The 15,636-nt window shown below is 73.0% G+C and carries 15 protein-coding genes; 8 read left to right on the top strand and 7 right to left on the bottom strand.

The genetic code is table 11. The features are described 5' to 3' along the window. The first annotated feature begins 120 nt into the window (after window positions 1–120). A complete protein-coding gene (locus B7L92_RS15745; protein ID WP_081238243.1) occupies window positions 121–1,068 on the top strand; it encodes an SAM-dependent methyltransferase in 948 nt (315 codons plus the stop codon). A gap of 101 nt (window positions 1,069–1,169) precedes the next feature. Here the strand turns inward: B7L92_RS15745 and B7L92_RS15750 are convergent, their stop codons facing one another. Beyond that, window positions 1,170–2,321 carry an NADH-quinone oxidoreductase subunit D gene (locus tag B7L92_RS15750; RefSeq protein ID WP_081238231.1) on the bottom strand — a complete coding sequence of 384 codons (1,152 nt, stop codon included), beginning with the start codon at window positions 2,319–2,321 and terminating at the stop codon, window positions 1,170–1,172. Between the two features lie 310 nt (window positions 2,322–2,631). Between B7L92_RS15750 and B7L92_RS15755 the strand changes: the two genes are divergently transcribed. Together B7L92_RS15755 and B7L92_RS15760 are read left to right on the top strand one after the other, a co-directional pair. Beyond that, the gene (locus B7L92_RS15755; RefSeq protein WP_255310979.1) at window positions 2,632–3,054 is read left to right on the top strand and encodes a PH domain-containing protein; all 423 of its coding nucleotides are present in this window, start codon (window positions 2,632–2,634) and stop codon (window positions 3,052–3,054) included. Next, window positions 3,051–4,385, top strand: coding sequence for a PH domain-containing protein (locus B7L92_RS15760; protein WP_081238232.1), 1,335 nt, complete (start codon window positions 3,051–3,053; stop codon window positions 4,383–4,385). The genes B7L92_RS15755 and B7L92_RS15760 overlap by 4 nt, the downstream gene beginning before the upstream one ends. A 166-nt stretch (window positions 4,386–4,551) precedes the next feature. Here the strand turns inward: B7L92_RS15760 and B7L92_RS15765 are convergent, their stop codons facing one another. Then, complete coding sequence (locus B7L92_RS15765; RefSeq protein WP_081238233.1) at window positions 4,552–5,970, bottom strand: hypothetical protein; 1,419 nt, start codon at window positions 5,968–5,970, stop codon at window positions 4,552–4,554. 722 nt (window positions 5,971–6,692) lie between these two features. Between B7L92_RS15765 and folP the strand changes: the two genes are divergently transcribed. From folP to B7L92_RS15790, 5 genes are all read left to right on the top strand, one after another. Next, on the top strand, window positions 6,693–7,607 hold the full coding sequence (gene folP, locus B7L92_RS15770; protein WP_081238234.1) for a dihydropteroate synthase: 915 nt from the start codon (window positions 6,693–6,695) through the stop codon (window positions 7,605–7,607). Further along, window positions 7,604–8,107 (top strand): nuclear transport factor 2 family protein, encoded by a 504-nt coding sequence (locus tag B7L92_RS15775; RefSeq protein WP_081238235.1) that lies wholly within the window; start codon window positions 7,604–7,606, stop codon window positions 8,105–8,107. Before folP ends, B7L92_RS15775 begins: the two co-directional genes overlap by 4 nt. A gap of 150 nt (window positions 8,108–8,257) precedes the next feature. Then, window positions 8,258–8,617: a dihydroneopterin aldolase gene (gene folB, locus B7L92_RS15780; RefSeq protein ID WP_081238236.1), complete on the top strand. Its 360-nt coding sequence runs from the start codon at window positions 8,258–8,260 to the stop codon at window positions 8,615–8,617. Further along, on the top strand, window positions 8,614–9,225 hold the full coding sequence (folK, locus tag B7L92_RS15785) for a 2-amino-4-hydroxy-6-hydroxymethyldihydropteridine diphosphokinase (protein WP_081238237.1): 612 nt from the start codon (window positions 8,614–8,616) through the stop codon (window positions 9,223–9,225). The genes folB and folK overlap by 4 nt, the downstream gene beginning before the upstream one ends. Before the next feature lie 55 nt (window positions 9,226–9,280). Further along, window positions 9,281–9,769 (top strand): DUF3180 domain-containing protein, encoded by a 489-nt coding sequence (locus B7L92_RS15790; protein WP_081238238.1) that lies wholly within the window; start codon window positions 9,281–9,283, stop codon window positions 9,767–9,769. Window positions 9,770–9,789: 20 nt separating this feature from the next. Here the strand turns inward: B7L92_RS15790 and folE are convergent, their stop codons facing one another. The 5 genes from folE to B7L92_RS15815 all read right to left on the bottom strand — a co-directional run. Further along, window positions 9,790–10,398: a GTP cyclohydrolase I FolE gene (gene folE, locus B7L92_RS15795; RefSeq protein ID WP_081238239.1), complete on the bottom strand. Its 609-nt coding sequence runs from the start codon at window positions 10,396–10,398 to the stop codon at window positions 9,790–9,792. A 142-nt stretch (window positions 10,399–10,540) separates the two neighbouring features. After that, window positions 10,541–12,580, bottom strand: a complete 2,040-nt coding sequence (ftsH, locus tag B7L92_RS15800) for an ATP-dependent zinc metalloprotease FtsH (protein ID WP_081238240.1) — start codon at window positions 12,578–12,580, stop codon at window positions 10,541–10,543. A 189-nt stretch (window positions 12,581–12,769) separates the two neighbouring features. After that, window positions 12,770–13,330, bottom strand: coding sequence for a hypoxanthine phosphoribosyltransferase (gene hpt, locus B7L92_RS15805; RefSeq protein WP_016825215.1), 561 nt, complete (start codon window positions 13,328–13,330; stop codon window positions 12,770–12,772). 60 nt (window positions 13,331–13,390) lie between these two features. Then, window positions 13,391–14,416 (bottom strand): tRNA lysidine(34) synthetase TilS, encoded by a 1,026-nt coding sequence (gene tilS / locus B7L92_RS15810; RefSeq protein ID WP_081238241.1) that lies wholly within the window; start codon window positions 14,414–14,416, stop codon window positions 13,391–13,393. A 189-nt stretch (window positions 14,417–14,605) separates the two neighbouring features. Beyond that, window positions 14,606–15,636: zinc-dependent metalloprotease (locus tag B7L92_RS15815; protein ID WP_081238242.1), on the bottom strand; the 1,031-nt coding region annotated here is incomplete at its 5' end.

The raw sequence follows: 15,636 nt of genomic DNA on the forward strand, positions 1-15,636 counted from the left end.
GACGGGCGGGACCACCGGGACGAGCGGGGCGACCGGGGCGAGCGGGACGGGCGGGGCGAGCAGGACGGGCGGGGCGAGCGGGACGGCTGGCGCGGTTGGCGTGCGGCGGCCGGGGCCGCGCTGTACGGGCCGGGCGGCTTCTACCGCAGGCCCGAGGGCCCGGCCGGGCACTTCCGTACCTCCGTGCACGCCTCGCCGCTGTTCGCCGGGGCCGTGGCGCGTCTGCTGTGCCGGGTCGACGAGGCGCTGGGGCGGCCGGCGGTGCTCGACTTCGTGGACATGGCCGCCGGGCGGGGGGAACTGGTCACCGGTGTGCTCACCGCGCTGCCCGCCGACGTGGCGGCACGCGTGCGGGCGTACGCCGTCGAGCTGGCCGACCGCCCCGCCGGGCTCGATCACCGGATCGAGTGGCGGGCCGGCCCCCCGGAGCGCGTCACGGGGCTGCTCTTCGCCAACGAGTGGCTGGACAACGTCCCCGTGGAGGTCGTGGAGGTGGACCCGGCGGGTGTGCCCCGGCTGGTCCTGGTCCGGTCGGACGGGACGGAACGGCTCGGGGAGCCGGTCGCGGGCGCCGAGGCGCGGTGGCTGGCCCGGTGGTGGCCGCTGGGGGGCGAGGAAGGGCTGCGGGCGGAGATCGGGCTGCCCCGCGACCGGGCCTGGGCCGCCGCGGCCGGGACGCTCGCGCGGGGGCTCGCCGTCGCCGTCGACTACGCGCACACGGCCGGCGCGCGGCCGCCGTTCGGGACGCTCACCGGCTTCCGGGAGGGGCGGGAGACGTCACCCGTGCCGGACGGGTCGTGCGACATCACCGCGCACGTCGCCCTGGACGCCTGTGCCGCGGCCTGCGCGCTCCCCGGCGCCCGCCTGCTGTCCCAGCGGGACGCCCTGCGCTCCCTGGGCCTCACCGGTGACCGCCCGCCGCTCGCGCGGGCGTCCACCGACCCCGCCGGGTACGTGCGCGCCCTCGCGACCGCCTCCCAGGCCGCCGAGCTCACCGCGCCGGGCGGGTTCGGCGACTTCGGGTGGCTGGTGCAGCCCGTGGGGATCGGGGACGTGCTCACCGGCTGACGCCCCGCCGGGCCCGGGGACGGGCCCGGGCCTCCTCCCCCGGACCGACCCGCCCGGACCCACCTGCACGGACCCACCCGCACGGGTCTACCCGCGCGGGCCTACTTGTCGATGTCGCCCACCACGAAGAACATCGACCCCAGGATCGCCACCATGTCGGCGACCAGCGTCCCCGGCAGCAGCTCGGTGAGCGCCTGGATGTTGTTGTAGGACGCCGAGCGCAGCTTCAGCCGGTACGGCGTCTTCTCGCCCTTGCTGACCAGGTAGTAGCCGTTGATGCCGAGCGGGTTCTCGGTCCACGCGTACGTGTGCCCCTCGGGCGCCCTGAGGACCTTCGGGAGCCGCTGGTTGACCGGCCCCGGGGGCAGCTCGGCGAGCCGGTCGAGGCAGGCGTCGGCGAGGTCGAGGGAGTTGTACGTCTGCTCCAGCAGGCACTCGAAGCGGGCGAGGCAGTCGCCCTCCCGGCGGGTCACCACCTTCAGGACGTCCGCCAGCTCGCCGTAGGCGAGGTACGGCTCGTCGCGGCGCAGGTCGAAGTCGACGCCCGAGGCCCGGCCGAGCGGCCCGCTCACCCCGTACGCGTGCACCGCCTGCGGGGACAGGACGCCGACGCCGCGCGTGCGGCCCCGGAAGATCTCGTTGCCGAGCACCAGGTCGTCGAAGCGGTCCATGCGGGAGCGCACGTCGGCGACGGCGGCACGCGCGCGTGCCGTCCACCCCGCCGGGATGTCCTCCTTGAGGCCGCCCACGCGGTTGAACATGTAGTGCATGCGCCCACCGGAGACCTCCTCCATGACGTGCTGGAGCTCCTCGCGCTCGTGGAAGGCGTAGAACATCGGGGTGATGCCGCCGAGCTCCAGCGGGTAGGAGCCGAGGAACATCAGGTGGTTGAGCACCCGGTTCAGCTCCGCGAGCAGCGTGCGCAGCCACACCGCGCGCTCGGGGACCTCCATGCCGAGCATCCGCTCCACGGCGAGGACCACGCCCAGCTCGTTGGAGAAGGCCGACAGCCAGTCGTGGCGGTTGGCCAGCATGATGATCTGCCGGTAGTCGCGTGCCTCGAACAGCTTCTCCGCGCCCCGGTGCATGTAGCCGATCACCGGCTCCGCGCGGACGATGCGCTCGCCGTCCAGGACGAGCTTCAGGCGCAGCACTCCGTGCGTGGACGGGTGCTGGGGCCCGATGTTGAGCACCATGTCGGTGCTCTCCGCGGCGCCGCCGACACCGACCACGGTCTCCGTCGTAGGAGTCATGGACACAGTCTCCCCTACGTACGCTGGCCCCATGGAGACGGGGAGCGGGCACGACGCCGGGACCGTGGGAACGGGCAGGCCGGCGCAGGTGGGGCCGACGGATCCGGCGGGCAGCGCCGCGGATCCGACGGAAGCGAAGGGGCCGGTGGAAGCGGCGGATCCGACGGAAGCGAAGGGGCCGGTGGAAGCGGCGGATCCGACGGAAGTGGCGGATCCGGCGGAAGCATCGGGTCCGGCGGAAGGCGCGGGGCCGGTGGCCGCGGCGGAGGACGAGCCGGTGTGGATCGCACTGCCGCCAGGGCTGCTGCGGATGCGGAGGCTGCTGCTGGTGGTGTGGCTGGGGCTGCTGACCCTGGCCACCGCCCTGGTCCCGGGGCTGCTGGCCGGGCCCGGCTGGGCCGCCTTCGCGGCGCTGCCGCCGGCCCTGGCGGTCTGGGGCTGGACGCTGCTGGAGCGCAACTGGCGCTCCTGGCGGTACGCCGAGCGCGCCGACGACCTGCTGATCAGCCGGGGCGTCCTGTGGCGCCGGGAGACGGTCGTGCCGTACGGGCGGATGCAACTGGTCGAGGTCACCTCCGGGCCCGTCGAACGGTACTTCGGCCTGGCCAGCGTGCAGCTGCACACGGCCGCCGCGGCGACCGACGCGACCATCCCCGGCCTCGACCCGGCCGAGGCGGAACGGCTGCGCGACCGGCTCACCGAGCTGGGCGAGGCCCGATCGGCGGGGCTGTGACGACCCCCGGCGTCCACGAGGGCATACGGGAGCGGCGCCCCGTGATCGAGCGGCGGCTGCACCCCGTCACGCCGCTCAGACGGGCGTGGGCGCCCGTCGCGGTGCTGATCGGGTGGGCACTGCACGACCCCGACGGGGCACAGCGCCAGCTGACCCGGCTGACACCCACCACCCTGCTGGTCGGTCTCGCCGTGCTCCTCCCGGCCGCCGCCCTCTACGGCTTCCTGACGTGGTGGTTCACCCACTTCGCGGTGACCGACAGCGAACTGCGCATCCGTACCGGGCTGCTGTTCCGGCGCACCGCGCACATCCGGCTGGAGCGGATCCAGGCCATCGACGTCACCCAGCCGCTGCTCGCGCGGGTCGCGGGCGTGGCGAAACTCAAACTCGACGTCATAGGCACCGACAAGAAGGACGAACTCGCCTTCCTGGGCGCCGACGAGGCGCGTGCGCTGCGCGCCGAACTGCTCGCCCGGGCGGCCGGTTTCGCGCCCGAGACCGCGCACGAGGTCGGCGAGGCCCCGTCCCGGCAGCTGCTGCGGGTGCCGCCGGGCGTGCTGGCCGTCTCCCTCGTGCTGACCGGCGCGACCTGGGGCTGGCTGGTCGCCGCCGCTATCGTGCTGCCGCCGCTGTGGATGGCCACCCACAGCCCGTGGACACTGCTCGCCACCGCCGTGCCGCTGCTCGGCGCGGCGGGCGCGAGCAGCGTGGGCCGGTTCGTCACCGAGTACGACTGGACGGTGGGCGAGTCGCCCGACGGGCTGCGCATCGACCACGGGCTGCTGGACCGGGCGCACGAGACGGTGCCGCCGGGGCGCGTGCAGACCGTGCGCATCGTCGAACCGCTGCTGTGGCGGCGCCGGGGGTGGGTGCGCGTGGAACTGGACGTGGCGGGTTCGTCCAACTCCCTGCTGCTGCCGGTCGCCCCGCGCGAGATCGCCGAGGCGGTCGTCGCGCGGGTGCTGCCCGGGGTGAGCGTGCCGCCGGACGAGGCGCTCGTCCGGCCGCCGCGGCGCGCGCGGTGGTGCAGGCCGGTCTGGTGGCGCGGCTACGGGCTCGCCGTCACCGACGCGGTGTTCGCCGCCCGCCGCGGGCTGCTGCGACGGAGCCTGGCCCTGGTGCCGCACGCCAAGGTGCAGAGCGTACGGCTGGCCCAGGGGCCCTGGCAGCGGGCCCGGGGCGTCGCCGACGTCCACGTGGACACCGGGGCGAACAAGTCGGTGACGGCCCGTCTGAGGGACGCCGACGAGGCGGCGGACCTGCTGCGGGCCCAGGCGGAGAGGTCCCGCACGGGCCGCAGGGACGCCCGCCCGGACCGCTGGATGGCGTAACGGGCCGGCTGCCGCCCCGGCCCGCGCGTGCGGGGCGGGGCGGTGACGCGGCGGAGGCCGTCCGGGCTGTCCCGCGCGTGCGGGGCGGGGAAGGGTGCGGGGCGGCGCGGTACGGCGACGGGCCCCGCACGTCGTCCGTGCGGGGCCCGTCGGTGTGACCGGTGCCTCAGGAGGCCGCGCTGCGCAACCCCTGGACGTCGATCCGCTCCGTCTCGTCGTGCGCCGTCAGGTCGATGACCTGCCCGACGCCCCGCGCGTCCTCGTCGGCGGGCTTGAACTGCGCCTCGGTCTCGGCTTTGTGCAGCGCGAGCGCCTCCTGCCCGACGACATCGGCCAGGTCCTCGTTCTGCACGGCCTCCATGGCGGACCCTTCGGCGCCCTTCTTCGTGCCGAAGAAGTCGAACCCGCCCTCGGACACCGGACGCCGCACGGGCGCCGTCGGCGGTACGACCGCCACCGCGGTCGGCACGGTGAAGTGCCCGGAGGACTGCCGCGCGGGCCGGTCCCCGGCGGTGGCCGGACCGGGGGCGGCAGCCGCGTGCCCGTGCTCGCCGGCCGCCCCGGACTGCTCCCGGGCCTCGTCCTCCTGCGTCGGCTTCCGCTTCCGCGGGGGCTCGGGACCGTCGTCCTCGGGGGCCCGGGTCCCCTGCGGGGAGCCGTCCCGCTGCGGGGCGTCGCCGGCCTCCGGCGCACCGGCGGCCCGGAAGGCGTCACCGGACTCCGCCACTGTGGCGGGACCGGCACCACCGTCACCGGCGGAGCCGACGCCCCCGGAGGGCTCCGGCGTTTCGGCGGACTCGGTGTTCTCGGTGTTCTCGGTGTTCTCGGCGGACTCGGCGGACTCGGAGGTTCCGGCGTCACCGGCCGCCCGGGCGGCCTCGGTGGTCCCGTCGGTCCCGGCGGTCCCGGCGCTCCCGTCGGTGACGGCGGCCTCGTCAGCGGCTTCGCCGCCGTCCGTGTCGAACCGTGCCAGTGCCGCCTCGGCCCGCAGGAAAAGCTGGGACCCCTCCGGCGAGAAGACCGCCGGAGCCGTCGGCTCCGCGTCGGCGTCCCCGCTCGCGGCCGCCGCCTCCGCGGGCGTCTCCCGCGGCCGCTCCTGCCCAGCCGGTTCCACGGACTCCGCGGCGGACGCGGTCTCCGAGGTCCCCGCCGGCAGCGCACGGGCCGGAACCGCGGCCTCTATCTCGAGCACCCGGCGGTCCTCCAGGACGCTCGCCCGCTCGACCTCCGCCGCGGCGTACCGCCGCAGCAGCGCCGCGTGCTCGTTGCGCAGCCCGGCGAGTTCCGCGCGCTTGGCGCGCAGCCGCTGCTCCAGCTTCACGCGCAGCTCGCGCGACTCCTCGAGGTCGGACTCCAGTTCCGCGACCCGCTCCTCGAAGCGCCACTCGTCGCCCGCACGCGCACGCGTCAGGTCGGCGACGCGTTTGCCCGCCTGGACGTCCCAGTGCCGCATGACGACCGCGCCGGCGATCGCCGTGACCGCGGCGGCCGCAGCCAGCAAACGAAGCACCATCGGTTGTGTGAACACCCAGGGCCCCAGGGCACAGACGACGGAAACGCCTGCGATCGCCGACGGGGGCAACATCCTGTGCAGGGGCGGGGAATGACGATGACGTCCACGTGGCATGGCCAGAAACTTACCGCGCGTAGGCGAATGATGGTGCCCCACCCCGTAAAAACAAAGCGACACCGGGTGTTTCACAGGGCATCAGCGAAGGCGCGCCGAGCGTGAATGGACACACCGCCGGAATTGCCAAGATCATTTCCTTCACCGGCGGAGTCTTCCCCGCGGCGTTCCGGGGTGTTCCGGGGCGGTCCCGCCCCGCCGCCGGGCGCCCGGCGGCCCCCTCCGGCGCTGCCGTAACCCCCCGCCGCCGGGCGCCGAGGGCGTAACCGCCGTTTTCCGGGACGACCGACGGGATCCGCCCACTTCCGGTTCCCCTCGTCCCCGCGACGCACTTCGCCGTGTCCGCGCGGCGGGAATCGCCCGACTTGTTGCCGGCGGCGGAAGGGAAGTGCGGGAAGTGTCCGGCGCACTGCGGGACGCACGGAGTCAACCTCTTCCCCGAAGACGCCGTCCTCAAGGACGTGATGTCGCCGGATGCCCGAATCGACACCGACTCCGAGGTCTTTCGCGGAACCACGGGACGCGGTGCCCGTCGGGACGGACGAGGAAATGCCGGTCCGGGGCCCATGGCCCCCGGACCGGTCACGGGGTGGCTCCGCCTCCCCGCGCCACGGCGGACGGCACCGCCGTCCGCGCGGCCTGAGCACACCCGCGCGCCCCCCTGGGCCTACGCTGAACGTATGAGCAACCACAGCGGACGCCCCCAGGTCGCGGGCCTCCCCCACTGGGACCGCTGCGCGGTCATGGGGGTCGTGAACGTGACCCCCGACTCCTTCTCCGACGGCGGCCGCTGGTTCGACACGACGACCGCCGTCAAGCACGGCCTCGACCTGGTCGCCCAGGGCGCCGACCTGATCGACGTCGGCGGCGAGTCCACCCGCCCCGGCGCCACCCGCGTCGACGAGGCCGAGGAGCTCAGGCGCGTCATCCCCGTGGTCCGCGGCCTCGCCGCCGAGGGCGTCACCATCTCCGTCGACACCATGCGCGCGTCCGTCGCCGAACAGTCCCTCGCGGCCGGCGCCGCCCTCGTCAACGACGTCAGCGGCGGCCTCTCCGACCCCGCCATGATCGGCGTGGTGGCCGCCGCCGGCGCCCCCTTCGTCGTGATGCACTGGCGCGGCTTCCTGGAGGGCGGCAACGTCCGGGGCGTCTACGAGGACGTGGTCACCGAGGTCGTGGACGAGTTGCGCGCACGCGTGGCGGCCGTCCTGGAGGGCGGCATCGCCGCCGACCGCGTGATCGTCGACCCCGGCCTGGGGTTCTCCAAGGACGCCGACCACGACCTCGCCCTCCTGGCCCGCCTCGACCGGCTCCTGGACCTCGGCCACCCGCTGCTCGTCGCCGCCTCCCGCAAGCGGTTCCTCGGCCGCGTCCTGGCCGACCCGGACGGCTCGCTCCCGCCCGCCCGCGAACGCGACGCCGCCACCGCCGCGGTCTCCGCCCTCTCCGCGCAGGCCGGCGCGTGGGCGGTCCGCGTGCACGAGGTCCGCGCGACCGCCGACGCCGTGCGCGTCGTGCGCGCCGTCGAGCAGGCGCGCACACCGGACGGCGTGTCCCCCGAATCCGACGCGTCCGGCGCAGAAGGAGCCCGGTGACCGCACCCCACACCGATGTCGAGCAGGTCGAGGCCGCCAACACCGCCTTCTACGAGGCGCTCGAACGGGGCGACTTCGAGGAGGTGGCGTCGCTCTGGCTCACTCCGGCCGACCTCGGCGTCGACGAGACGTACCACGACCCGGCGGACGCCGGTGTGGTCTCCTGCGTGCACCCCGGCTGGCCCGTGCTCACCGGACGCGGCGAGGTCCTGAGGTCGTACGCCCTGATCATGGCGAACACCGACTACATCCAGTTCTTCCTCACCGACGTGCACGTCTCGGTCACCGGCGACACCGCCCTGGTCACCTGCACCGAGAACATCCTCAGCGGCGGTCCCGCCCCCGAGGCCGGCGAGGAGCTGGGCCCCCTGGTCGGCCAGCTCGTCGTCGCCACCAACGTGTTCCGGCGCACCCCCGGCGGCTGGAAGCTCTGGTCCCACCACGCCTCCCCGGTCCTCGCCGAGACCGACGAGGCGGAGGACGACGACACCCCCGCCTGAACGGGTAGGGGGATCACGAGACACCACAAGGACGAGGCGCACCCGGCGGTCCGGCCCCGCCGGTGCCCGCGGGTAGATTCGACCCCGGGCCGGTGTGCCGTCCGCACACGGCGCCGACCGGCCGGACCGACGACTGCAGGAGTGATTCGTGTGGATCGTGTCGCGCTGCGCGGCCTGAAGGCCCGCGGGTACCACGGTGTGTTCCCCAGGGAACGCGAGGAGGGCCAGACCTTCATCGTGGACATCGTCCTCGGCCTGGACACCAGGCCGGCCGCGGCCGACGACGACCTGACCAGGACCGTGCACTACGGCATCGTGGCGGAGGAGGTCGTGGCGGTCGTCGAGGGCGAGCCCGTCAACCTCGTCGAGACCCTGGCCGAGCAGATCGCCCGGGTCTGTCTGAAGCACGAGGTGGTGCGGGAGGTCGAGGTCTGCGTCCACAAGCCGGACGCACCGATCACCGTGCCCTTCGACGACGTGACCGTCACCATCACCCGGAGCCGCGTATGACCAGGCCGTCCGCCCAGGGCCCCACCGACCCGACCGTCCAGCCCGTCCCCGCCTCCGTGGTCGAGCGGGTCGACGCCGCCGACACCACCCTGCACAACCCGAAACGCGCCGTGCTCTCCCTCGGCGCCAACCTCGGCAACCGCCTGGAGACCCTCCAGGGGGCCGTCGACGCCCTGGCGGACACCCCCGGCGTCCGGGTCAAGGCCGTCTCGCCGGTGTACGAGACGGAGCCGTGGGGCGTCGAGCCCGGCAGCCAGCCCTCGTACTTCAACGCGGTCGTGGTCCTGAGGACCACCCTGCCCCCGTCCTCCCTGCTGGAGCGGGCCCACGCCGTCGAGGAGGCCTTCCGCCGGGTCCGGGACGAGCGCTGGGGCCCGCGCACCCTGGACGTGGACATCGTCTCCTACGCGGACGTCCGCTCCGACGACCCGCACCTCACGCTCCCCCACCCCCGCGCCCACGAACGCGCCTTCGTGCTCGCGCCCTGGCACGACATCGACCCCGGGGCGGAACTCCCCGGCCGCGGGCCGGTCGGCGAGCTCCTCGGCGCGGTCACCCGCGAGGGCGTCGTGCTCCGCGAGGACCTGGAACTCCGGCCGCCCGAGTAGCCGTTAAGGTCGACACGATCACATTCCGGGGCACCGGGGGAATCCGAGGGGACACGTGAAAGAGCTGCGCATCAGGGTGCTGGCGGGCGTCTTCGTCGTCGCCGGGGTCCTGTCCTGGGCCGGCGCCCGCCTCTGGAGCTCCTTCGGGACCCTGCCGAGCGTGCCCGTGGCCGCGCCCGTCGTGCTCGCCCTGATCGCCGTGGTCCTCGCGGCCACGGCACTCTCGCTGCGCGCCCGTCTCAAGGCCCAGCGCGAGCGCCGGCCCGAGGCCAAGGGGGTCGACCCCCTGATGGCGGCCCGCGCGGTCGTCTTCGGTCAGGCCAGTGCCCTGGTCGCCGCCCTCGTCTGCGGCATGTACGGCGGCACGGGCGTCTTCCTGCTGGAGTCCCTGGACATCCCCGCCCGCCGCGACCAGGCCATCTACGCCGGCTTCTCGGTCCTGGCGGGCATCGGCGTGATAGCGGCGGCCATCTTCCTGGAGCGCGTCTGCAAGCTCCCGGAGGACGACGAGAACAACGGGGCGGGGGCCACTCCGGCGGTCTGAGACGGCCGGGGAGGGCGAGGTCAGCGCGCCAGTATCAGGCTCATCGCCTCGGCCCGGGTCGTGGCGTCCCGCAGCTGGCCCCGCACCGCCGACGTCGTGGTCTTGGCACCGGGCTTGCGGACACCGCGCACGGACATGCACATGTGCTCGGCCTCGATGACGACGATCACGCCCCGGGCCTCGAGGATCCGCATGAGGGAGTCGGCGACCTGCGTGGTGAGTCGTTCCTGCACCTGCAGACGGCGGGCGAAGACCTCGACCAGCCGGGCCAGCTTCGACAGGCCCGTGATCTTGCCGGTCTCCGCCGGGATGTACCCGACGTGGGCCACCCCGTGGAACGGCAGCATGTGGTGCTCGCACAGGGACACGATCTCGATGTCCTTCACCAGGACCATCTCGTCGTGCCCCAGGTCGAACGTCGTCGTCAGCACGTCCTCGGGCTCCTGCCGGAGCCCCGCCAGGAGTTCCCGGTACGCCCGCGCCACCCGTGCCGGCGTCTCCAGCAGGCCCTCGCGGTCGGGGTCCTCGCCGATCGCGATCAGGAGTTCGCGCACGGCGTTCTCGGCCCGCTTCTCGTCGAACTCGCCGATCGGGGCGGTCCCGTCGTCCAGCGTCACCGGGTTGGTCATCTGGTGCCTCGTTCCTGTGCCTGCGTGGATGAGGGGCACGCCCTCTGAGCTGCGGGCGCGCACATGCCCGCGCCCCCCAGGCTAGAACCTGGGGGGCGCGGCAATCATTCCGGGCCCGGGAGGGGGCCGGCGGGAGCTCGGGTCAGCTCTCGGGGCGTTCCTCCGGGGTCCGCTCGGGCGCCGGGGCGGGGTCCGCCGCGGTGCTCTTGGCGGTGCTGATCGCCGGCGTCGCGCCGTTCGCCCCGTTGGTCAGGGCCAGCTCCTTGGGGGAGAGGACCGGCGGGCGGGTGGACGGCGTACGGCGGGAGGAACCGGTCCAGGCGGGCCTGGGCGGGCGCTTGACGATCGGCGCGAAGATCTCGGCGATCTCCTCCTTGCCCAGCGTCTCCTTCTCCAGGAGGGCGAGGACCAGGTTGTCGAGGACGTCACGGTTCTCGACGAGGATCTCCCACGCCTCGTTGTGCGCGGTCTCGATGAGCTTCTTGACCTCTTCGTCGACCAGCGCGGCGACCTCTTCCGAGTAGTCGCGCTGGTGAGCCATCTCACGGCCGAGGAACGGCTCGGTGTTGTCGCCGCCGAACTTGATCGCGCCGAGCCGCTCGGTCATGCCGTACTGCGTGACCATCGCGCGGGCCAGACCGGTGGCCTTCTCGATGTCGTTGGCGGCACCGGTGGTCGGGTCGTGGAAGACGAGCTCCTCGGCCGCGCGGCCGCCCAGCATGTAGGCCAGCTGGTCCAGCATCTCGTTGCGGGTCGTGGAGTACTTGTCCTCGTCCGGCAGCACCATCGTGTAGCCGAGGGCACGGCCTCTGGACAGGATGGTGATCTTGTGGACGGGGTCGGAGTTCGGGGAGGCCGCCGCGACCAGGGCGTGACCGCCCTCGTGGTACGCGGTGATCTTCTTCTCCTTGTCCGACATGATCCGGGTCCGCTTCTGCGGGCCCGCGACCACGCGGTCGATCGCCTCGTCCAGCATCTTGTTGTCGATCAGCTTCTGGTCGCTGCGGGCCGTGAGCAGCGCGGCCTCGTTCAGCACGTTGGCGAGATCGGCACCGGTCATGCCGGGGGTGCGCCGGGCGACGGCGCCGAGGTCGACGTCCGGGGCGACCGGCTTGCCCTTCTGGTGGACCTTGAGGATCTCCAGCCGGCCCTGCATGTCCGGGCGGTCGACCGCGATCTGGCGGTCGAAGCGGCCGGGGCGCAGGAGGGCCGGGTCGAGGATGTCCGGGCGGTTCGTGGCGGCGATGAGGATCACACCGCCCTTGACGTCGAAACCGTCCATCTCGACGAGGAGCTGGTTCAGGGTCTGCTCGCGCTCGTCGTGACCGCCGCCGAGGCCGGCGCCGCGGTGGCGTCCGACCGCGTCGATCTCGTCGACGAAGACGATCGCGGGCGCGTTGGCCTTGGCCTGCTCGAACAGGTCGCGGACCCGGGAGGCACCGACACCGACGAACATCTCGACGAAGTCGGAACCGGAGATCGAGTAGAACGGGACACCGGCCTCGCCCGCGACGGCGCGCGCGAGCAGGGTCTTTCCGGTGCCGGGCGGGCCGTAGAGCAGCACGCCCTTGGGGATCTTGGCGCCGACGGCCTGGAACTTCGCCGGTTCCTGCAGGAACTCCTTGATCTCGTGGAGCTCCTCGACGGCCTCTTCCGAGCCCGCCACGTCGGCGAACGTCGTCTTCGGGGTGTCCTTGGTGATGAGCTTCGCCTTGGACTTGCCGAAGTTCATGACACGGGAGCCGCCGCCCTGCATCTGATTCATCAGGAACAGGAAGACGACCACGATGAGGACGAAGGGCAGCAGGGACAGCAGAATGCTCACGAACGGGTTCTGCTTGGACGGTGAGACCGTGTAGCCGTCCGGGATCTGCTTGTTCTGGAACTTGTCCTGCAGCGTGTTGGCGATGGTGACGCCCTGATCGCCGATGTAGCTCGCCTGGATCTTCGAGCTGTCCTTGATCTTGACGCCGTCCTTGAGCTCGACCTTGATGGTCTGCTCGTCGCCGGTGGTCAGCTTGGCCGACTCGACCTTGTTCTCATTGATCGCCTGGACGACCTGGCCCGTGTCCACCGTCTTGTAGCCGCCGGACGAGCCGACGACCTGCATCAACACGACCACGGCAAGGACGGCCAGCACGATCCACATGACCGGCCCACGGAAGTATCGCTTCACGTCCATCCATACGGAGCGGTGCCGCCCCGTCCCTCCTGCCATAGTGAGTTTGATAAAGGCTGTTCTTCGGACGGTACCCCAGCATTGTCCCCCGAAGCTGCGAGGGACGGCCGACAAACGCGTCCACGGATGCTCCAACGCCGCCGGGTCCGCCGGGGTTCCCGATCACCGTACGGCGGGCGGGCCCTTAAGGACTCAACCGCCGTAGACGTGGGGCGCGAGCGTACCGACGAACGGGAGGTTGCGGTACTTCTCGGCGTAGTCGAGGCCGTAGCCGACGACGAATTCGTTGGGGATGTCGAATCCGGCCCATTCCACGTCGATGGCGACCTTGGCGGCCTCGGGCTTGCGCAGCAGCGTGCACACCTTGAGGGAGGCGGGCTCGCGCGAGCCGAGGTTGGAGATCAGCCAGGACAGGGTCAGGCCGGAGTCGATGATGTCCTCGACGATGAGGACGTGCTTGCCCTTGATGTCGGTGTCGAGGTCCTTGAGGATCCGCACCACACCGGAGGACTGGGTGCCCGCCCCGTACGAGGATACGGCCATCCAGTCCATGGTGACGGGGGTGGACAGCGCCCGGGCGAGGTCGGCCATGACCATCACCGCGCCCTTCAGGACGCCGACGAGCAGCAGGTCCTTGCCCGCGTACTCCGCGTCGATCTTCGCGGCCAGCTCCACCAGCTTGGCGTCGATCTCTTCCTTGGTGATGAGCACCTTCTCGAGGTCGGCACCCATGTCTTTCGCGTCCACCCGCATCACTTTCGGTCGTCCCACCGGCTGCTCCGTACCGCCCGCGGCGCTGCCGGAGGTAAGGATTCAGCCTTGCCGAATCACCAGTCTGCCACCCTGCCGCCGGGCGACGACCCTGCCGGGGAGGTTGATGGCCCCCTGTCCGCGCCAGCCGGTGATCAGCCGGTCCACTTCCTCGATGTGGCGGGCGAACAGCGAACCGGCCGGGGCGCCCGCCTCGATGGCGGCGCGGCGCAGCACGCGGCGGCGTACGGCGGGCGGCAGGGCGCGGAGCCCGGCGCACTCCAGGTGGCCGTCGGCGTCGCGGACGCCGGCCGCGGCCCGGCCGGCCCAGGCGTCGAGGGCGTCGGCGTCGTCGCGGGAGAGCTGGGCCGTACGGGCGAGAGCCCCGACGACGCCCTTGCCGAGGGCCTTCTCCAGGGCGGGCAGGCCCTCGTGGCGCAGCCGGGAGCGGGTGTAGGCCGGATCCGCGTTGTGCGGGTCGTCCCAGACGGAGAGGGACTGGACCATGCAGGCCTTGCGGGCGGTCTGCCGGTCGAGCTGGAGGAAAGGGCGCCGGTAACGGCCGCCGGCCCCCGAGACCGCGGCCATTCCGGACAGGGAGCGGATGCCGGAGCCGCGGGCGAGCCCCAGCAGGACGGTCTCGGCCTGGTCGTCGCGGGTGTGGCCGAGCAGGACGGCGGCGGCGCCGTGCCGTTCGGCGGCGGCGTCGAGGGCGGCGTAGCGGGCGTCCCGGGCCGCGGCCTCGGGCCCGCCGTCGCGGCCGACGCTGACGGCGACGGATTCGACGGGATCCAGACCGAGTTCGCGCAGGCGCAGGACGACGTCGGCGGCGCGCTGGTCGGAGCCGGCCTGGAGGCCGTGGTCGACGGTGACGCCGCCGGCGCGGAGGCCGAGCCGGGGGGCTTCGAAGGCGAGGGCGGAGGCGAGTGCCATGGAGTCGGCGCCGCCGGAGCAGGCCGCGAGCACGAGCGGGGAGGGGGGACGCTCGTCCGGGGCCCGGCCGGGGGTTCGGCCGTGGTCGTCGAGGATGTCGTGGAGGGCGCGGCGGACCGCCAGGCGTATCGCCGCGACCGCAGGATGGGGACCCATGTCCGGTTCCCTTCATGAAGTTTTCGGGGGCTGGACCCGATGCCGGTCACTCAGAGTGTGTAGATGGTGACAGAACCGGGTCATTACCCGAGCATCGCACGCCTATCCATGACTCACGGTCCCTCGGAAGGGTGATTGGAGGGGCGCCCGTCTGCCGTCGGCCGGATTCGTTTCGTGCCGTGCGCGGGCTCATGCGTCGGGCTTGCGGTGCACCCGTGTGATCCAGTCCGCCGGTTTGGCGATCTCCGCCTTGGTGGGGAGCGTGTTCGGCGAGGTCCACACCCGGTTGAAGCCGTCCATGCCGACCTCCTCGACGACGGCGCGCACGAAGCGTTCGCCGTCGCGGTACTGGCGGAGCTTGGCGTCCAGGCCGAGCAGCTTGCGCAGGGCCAGGTCCAGGCGGGAGGCGCCCTTGGCACGGCGCTGCTGGAACTTCTCGCGGATCTCGGCGACGCTCGGCACGACGTCGGGGCCGACGCCGTCCATCACGAAGTCGGCGTGGCCCTCCAGCAGGGACATCACGGCGGTGAGGCGGCCGAGGATCTCGCGCTGGGCGGGGGTCTGCACGAGCTCGACGAGGGAGTGCCCGTCGTCGCCCTCCTCGCCCTCGGGGCGTCCGCCGACGAGGGACTGGGCGGCCTCGCGGACGCGTTCCAGGACGGTCATGGGGTCGACGTCGGTCTCCGCCAGGAACGACTGGATCTCGCCCTCCAGGTGGTCCCGCAGCCAGGGCACGGCGGTGAACTGGGTGCGGTGGGTCTCCTCGTGCAGGGTCACCCACAGGCGGAAGTCGTGCGGCTCCACGTCGAGCTCGCGTTCGACGTGGACGATGTTGGGGGCGACGAGCAGCAGCCGGCCGCCGCCGCCGGACGCATCGGAGGGGCCCCCTGCCGGGAGGTCGCGGGTGGCGGGGGCGAAGGTCTCGTACTGGCCGAGGACGCGGGAGGCCAGGAAGGACAGCAGCATGCCCAGTTCCACGCCGGTGACCTTGCCGCCGACGGCGCCGAGGACCGCGTTGCCGGGACCGTTGCCGCGGCGTTCCTGCATCTTGTCCAGGAGCGGTTTGAGGAGTTCGCGGAAGCCGGCGACATTGGCCCGGACCCAGCCGGGGCGGTCGACGACGAGGACGGGCGTGTCGTGGGTCTCCTCGGTGCCCAGCCGGGTGAAGCCCCGCACGTGCTCCTCCGAGGACTTCGCGTGCCGGCGCAGTTCCGCGACGA

It is taken from the genome of Streptomyces viridosporus (assembly GCF_002078235.1).
GTDB classification, from domain to species: domain Bacteria; phylum Actinomycetota; class Actinomycetes; order Streptomycetales; family Streptomycetaceae; genus Streptomyces; species Streptomyces viridosporus.

What these genes read in the sequence shown, in the direction of transcription:
- B7L92_RS15765 (WP_081238233.1), bottom strand. Translation starts at nt 5,970, where the DNA reads ATGTTGCCCCCGTCGGCGATCGCAGGCGTTTCCGTCGTCTGTGCCCTG.
- tilS (WP_081238241.1), bottom strand. Translation starts at nt 14,416, where the DNA reads ATGGGTCCCCATCCTGCGGTCGCGGCGATACGCCTGGCGGTCCGCCGC.
- folP (WP_081238234.1), top strand. Translation starts at nt 6,693, where the DNA reads ATGAGCAACCACAGCGGACGCCCCCAGGTCGCGGGCCTCCCCCACTGG.
- B7L92_RS15750 (WP_081238231.1), bottom strand. Translation starts at nt 2,321, where the DNA reads ATGACTCCTACGACGGAGACCGTGGTCGGTGTCGGCGGCGCCGCGGAG.
- ftsH (WP_081238240.1), bottom strand. Translation starts at nt 12,580, where the DNA reads ATGGACGTGAAGCGATACTTCCGTGGGCCGGTCATGTGGATCGTGCTG.
- folK (WP_081238237.1), top strand. Translation starts at nt 8,614, where the DNA reads ATGACCAGGCCGTCCGCCCAGGGCCCCACCGACCCGACCGTCCAGCCC.
- B7L92_RS15755 (WP_255310979.1), top strand. Translation starts at nt 2,632, where the DNA reads ATGCGGAGGCTGCTGCTGGTGGTGTGGCTGGGGCTGCTGACCCTGGCC.
- folE (WP_081238239.1), bottom strand. Translation starts at nt 10,398, where the DNA reads ATGACCAACCCGGTGACGCTGGACGACGGGACCGCCCCGATCGGCGAG.
- hpt (WP_016825215.1), bottom strand. Translation starts at nt 13,330, where the DNA reads ATGCGGGTGGACGCGAAAGACATGGGTGCCGACCTCGAGAAGGTGCTC.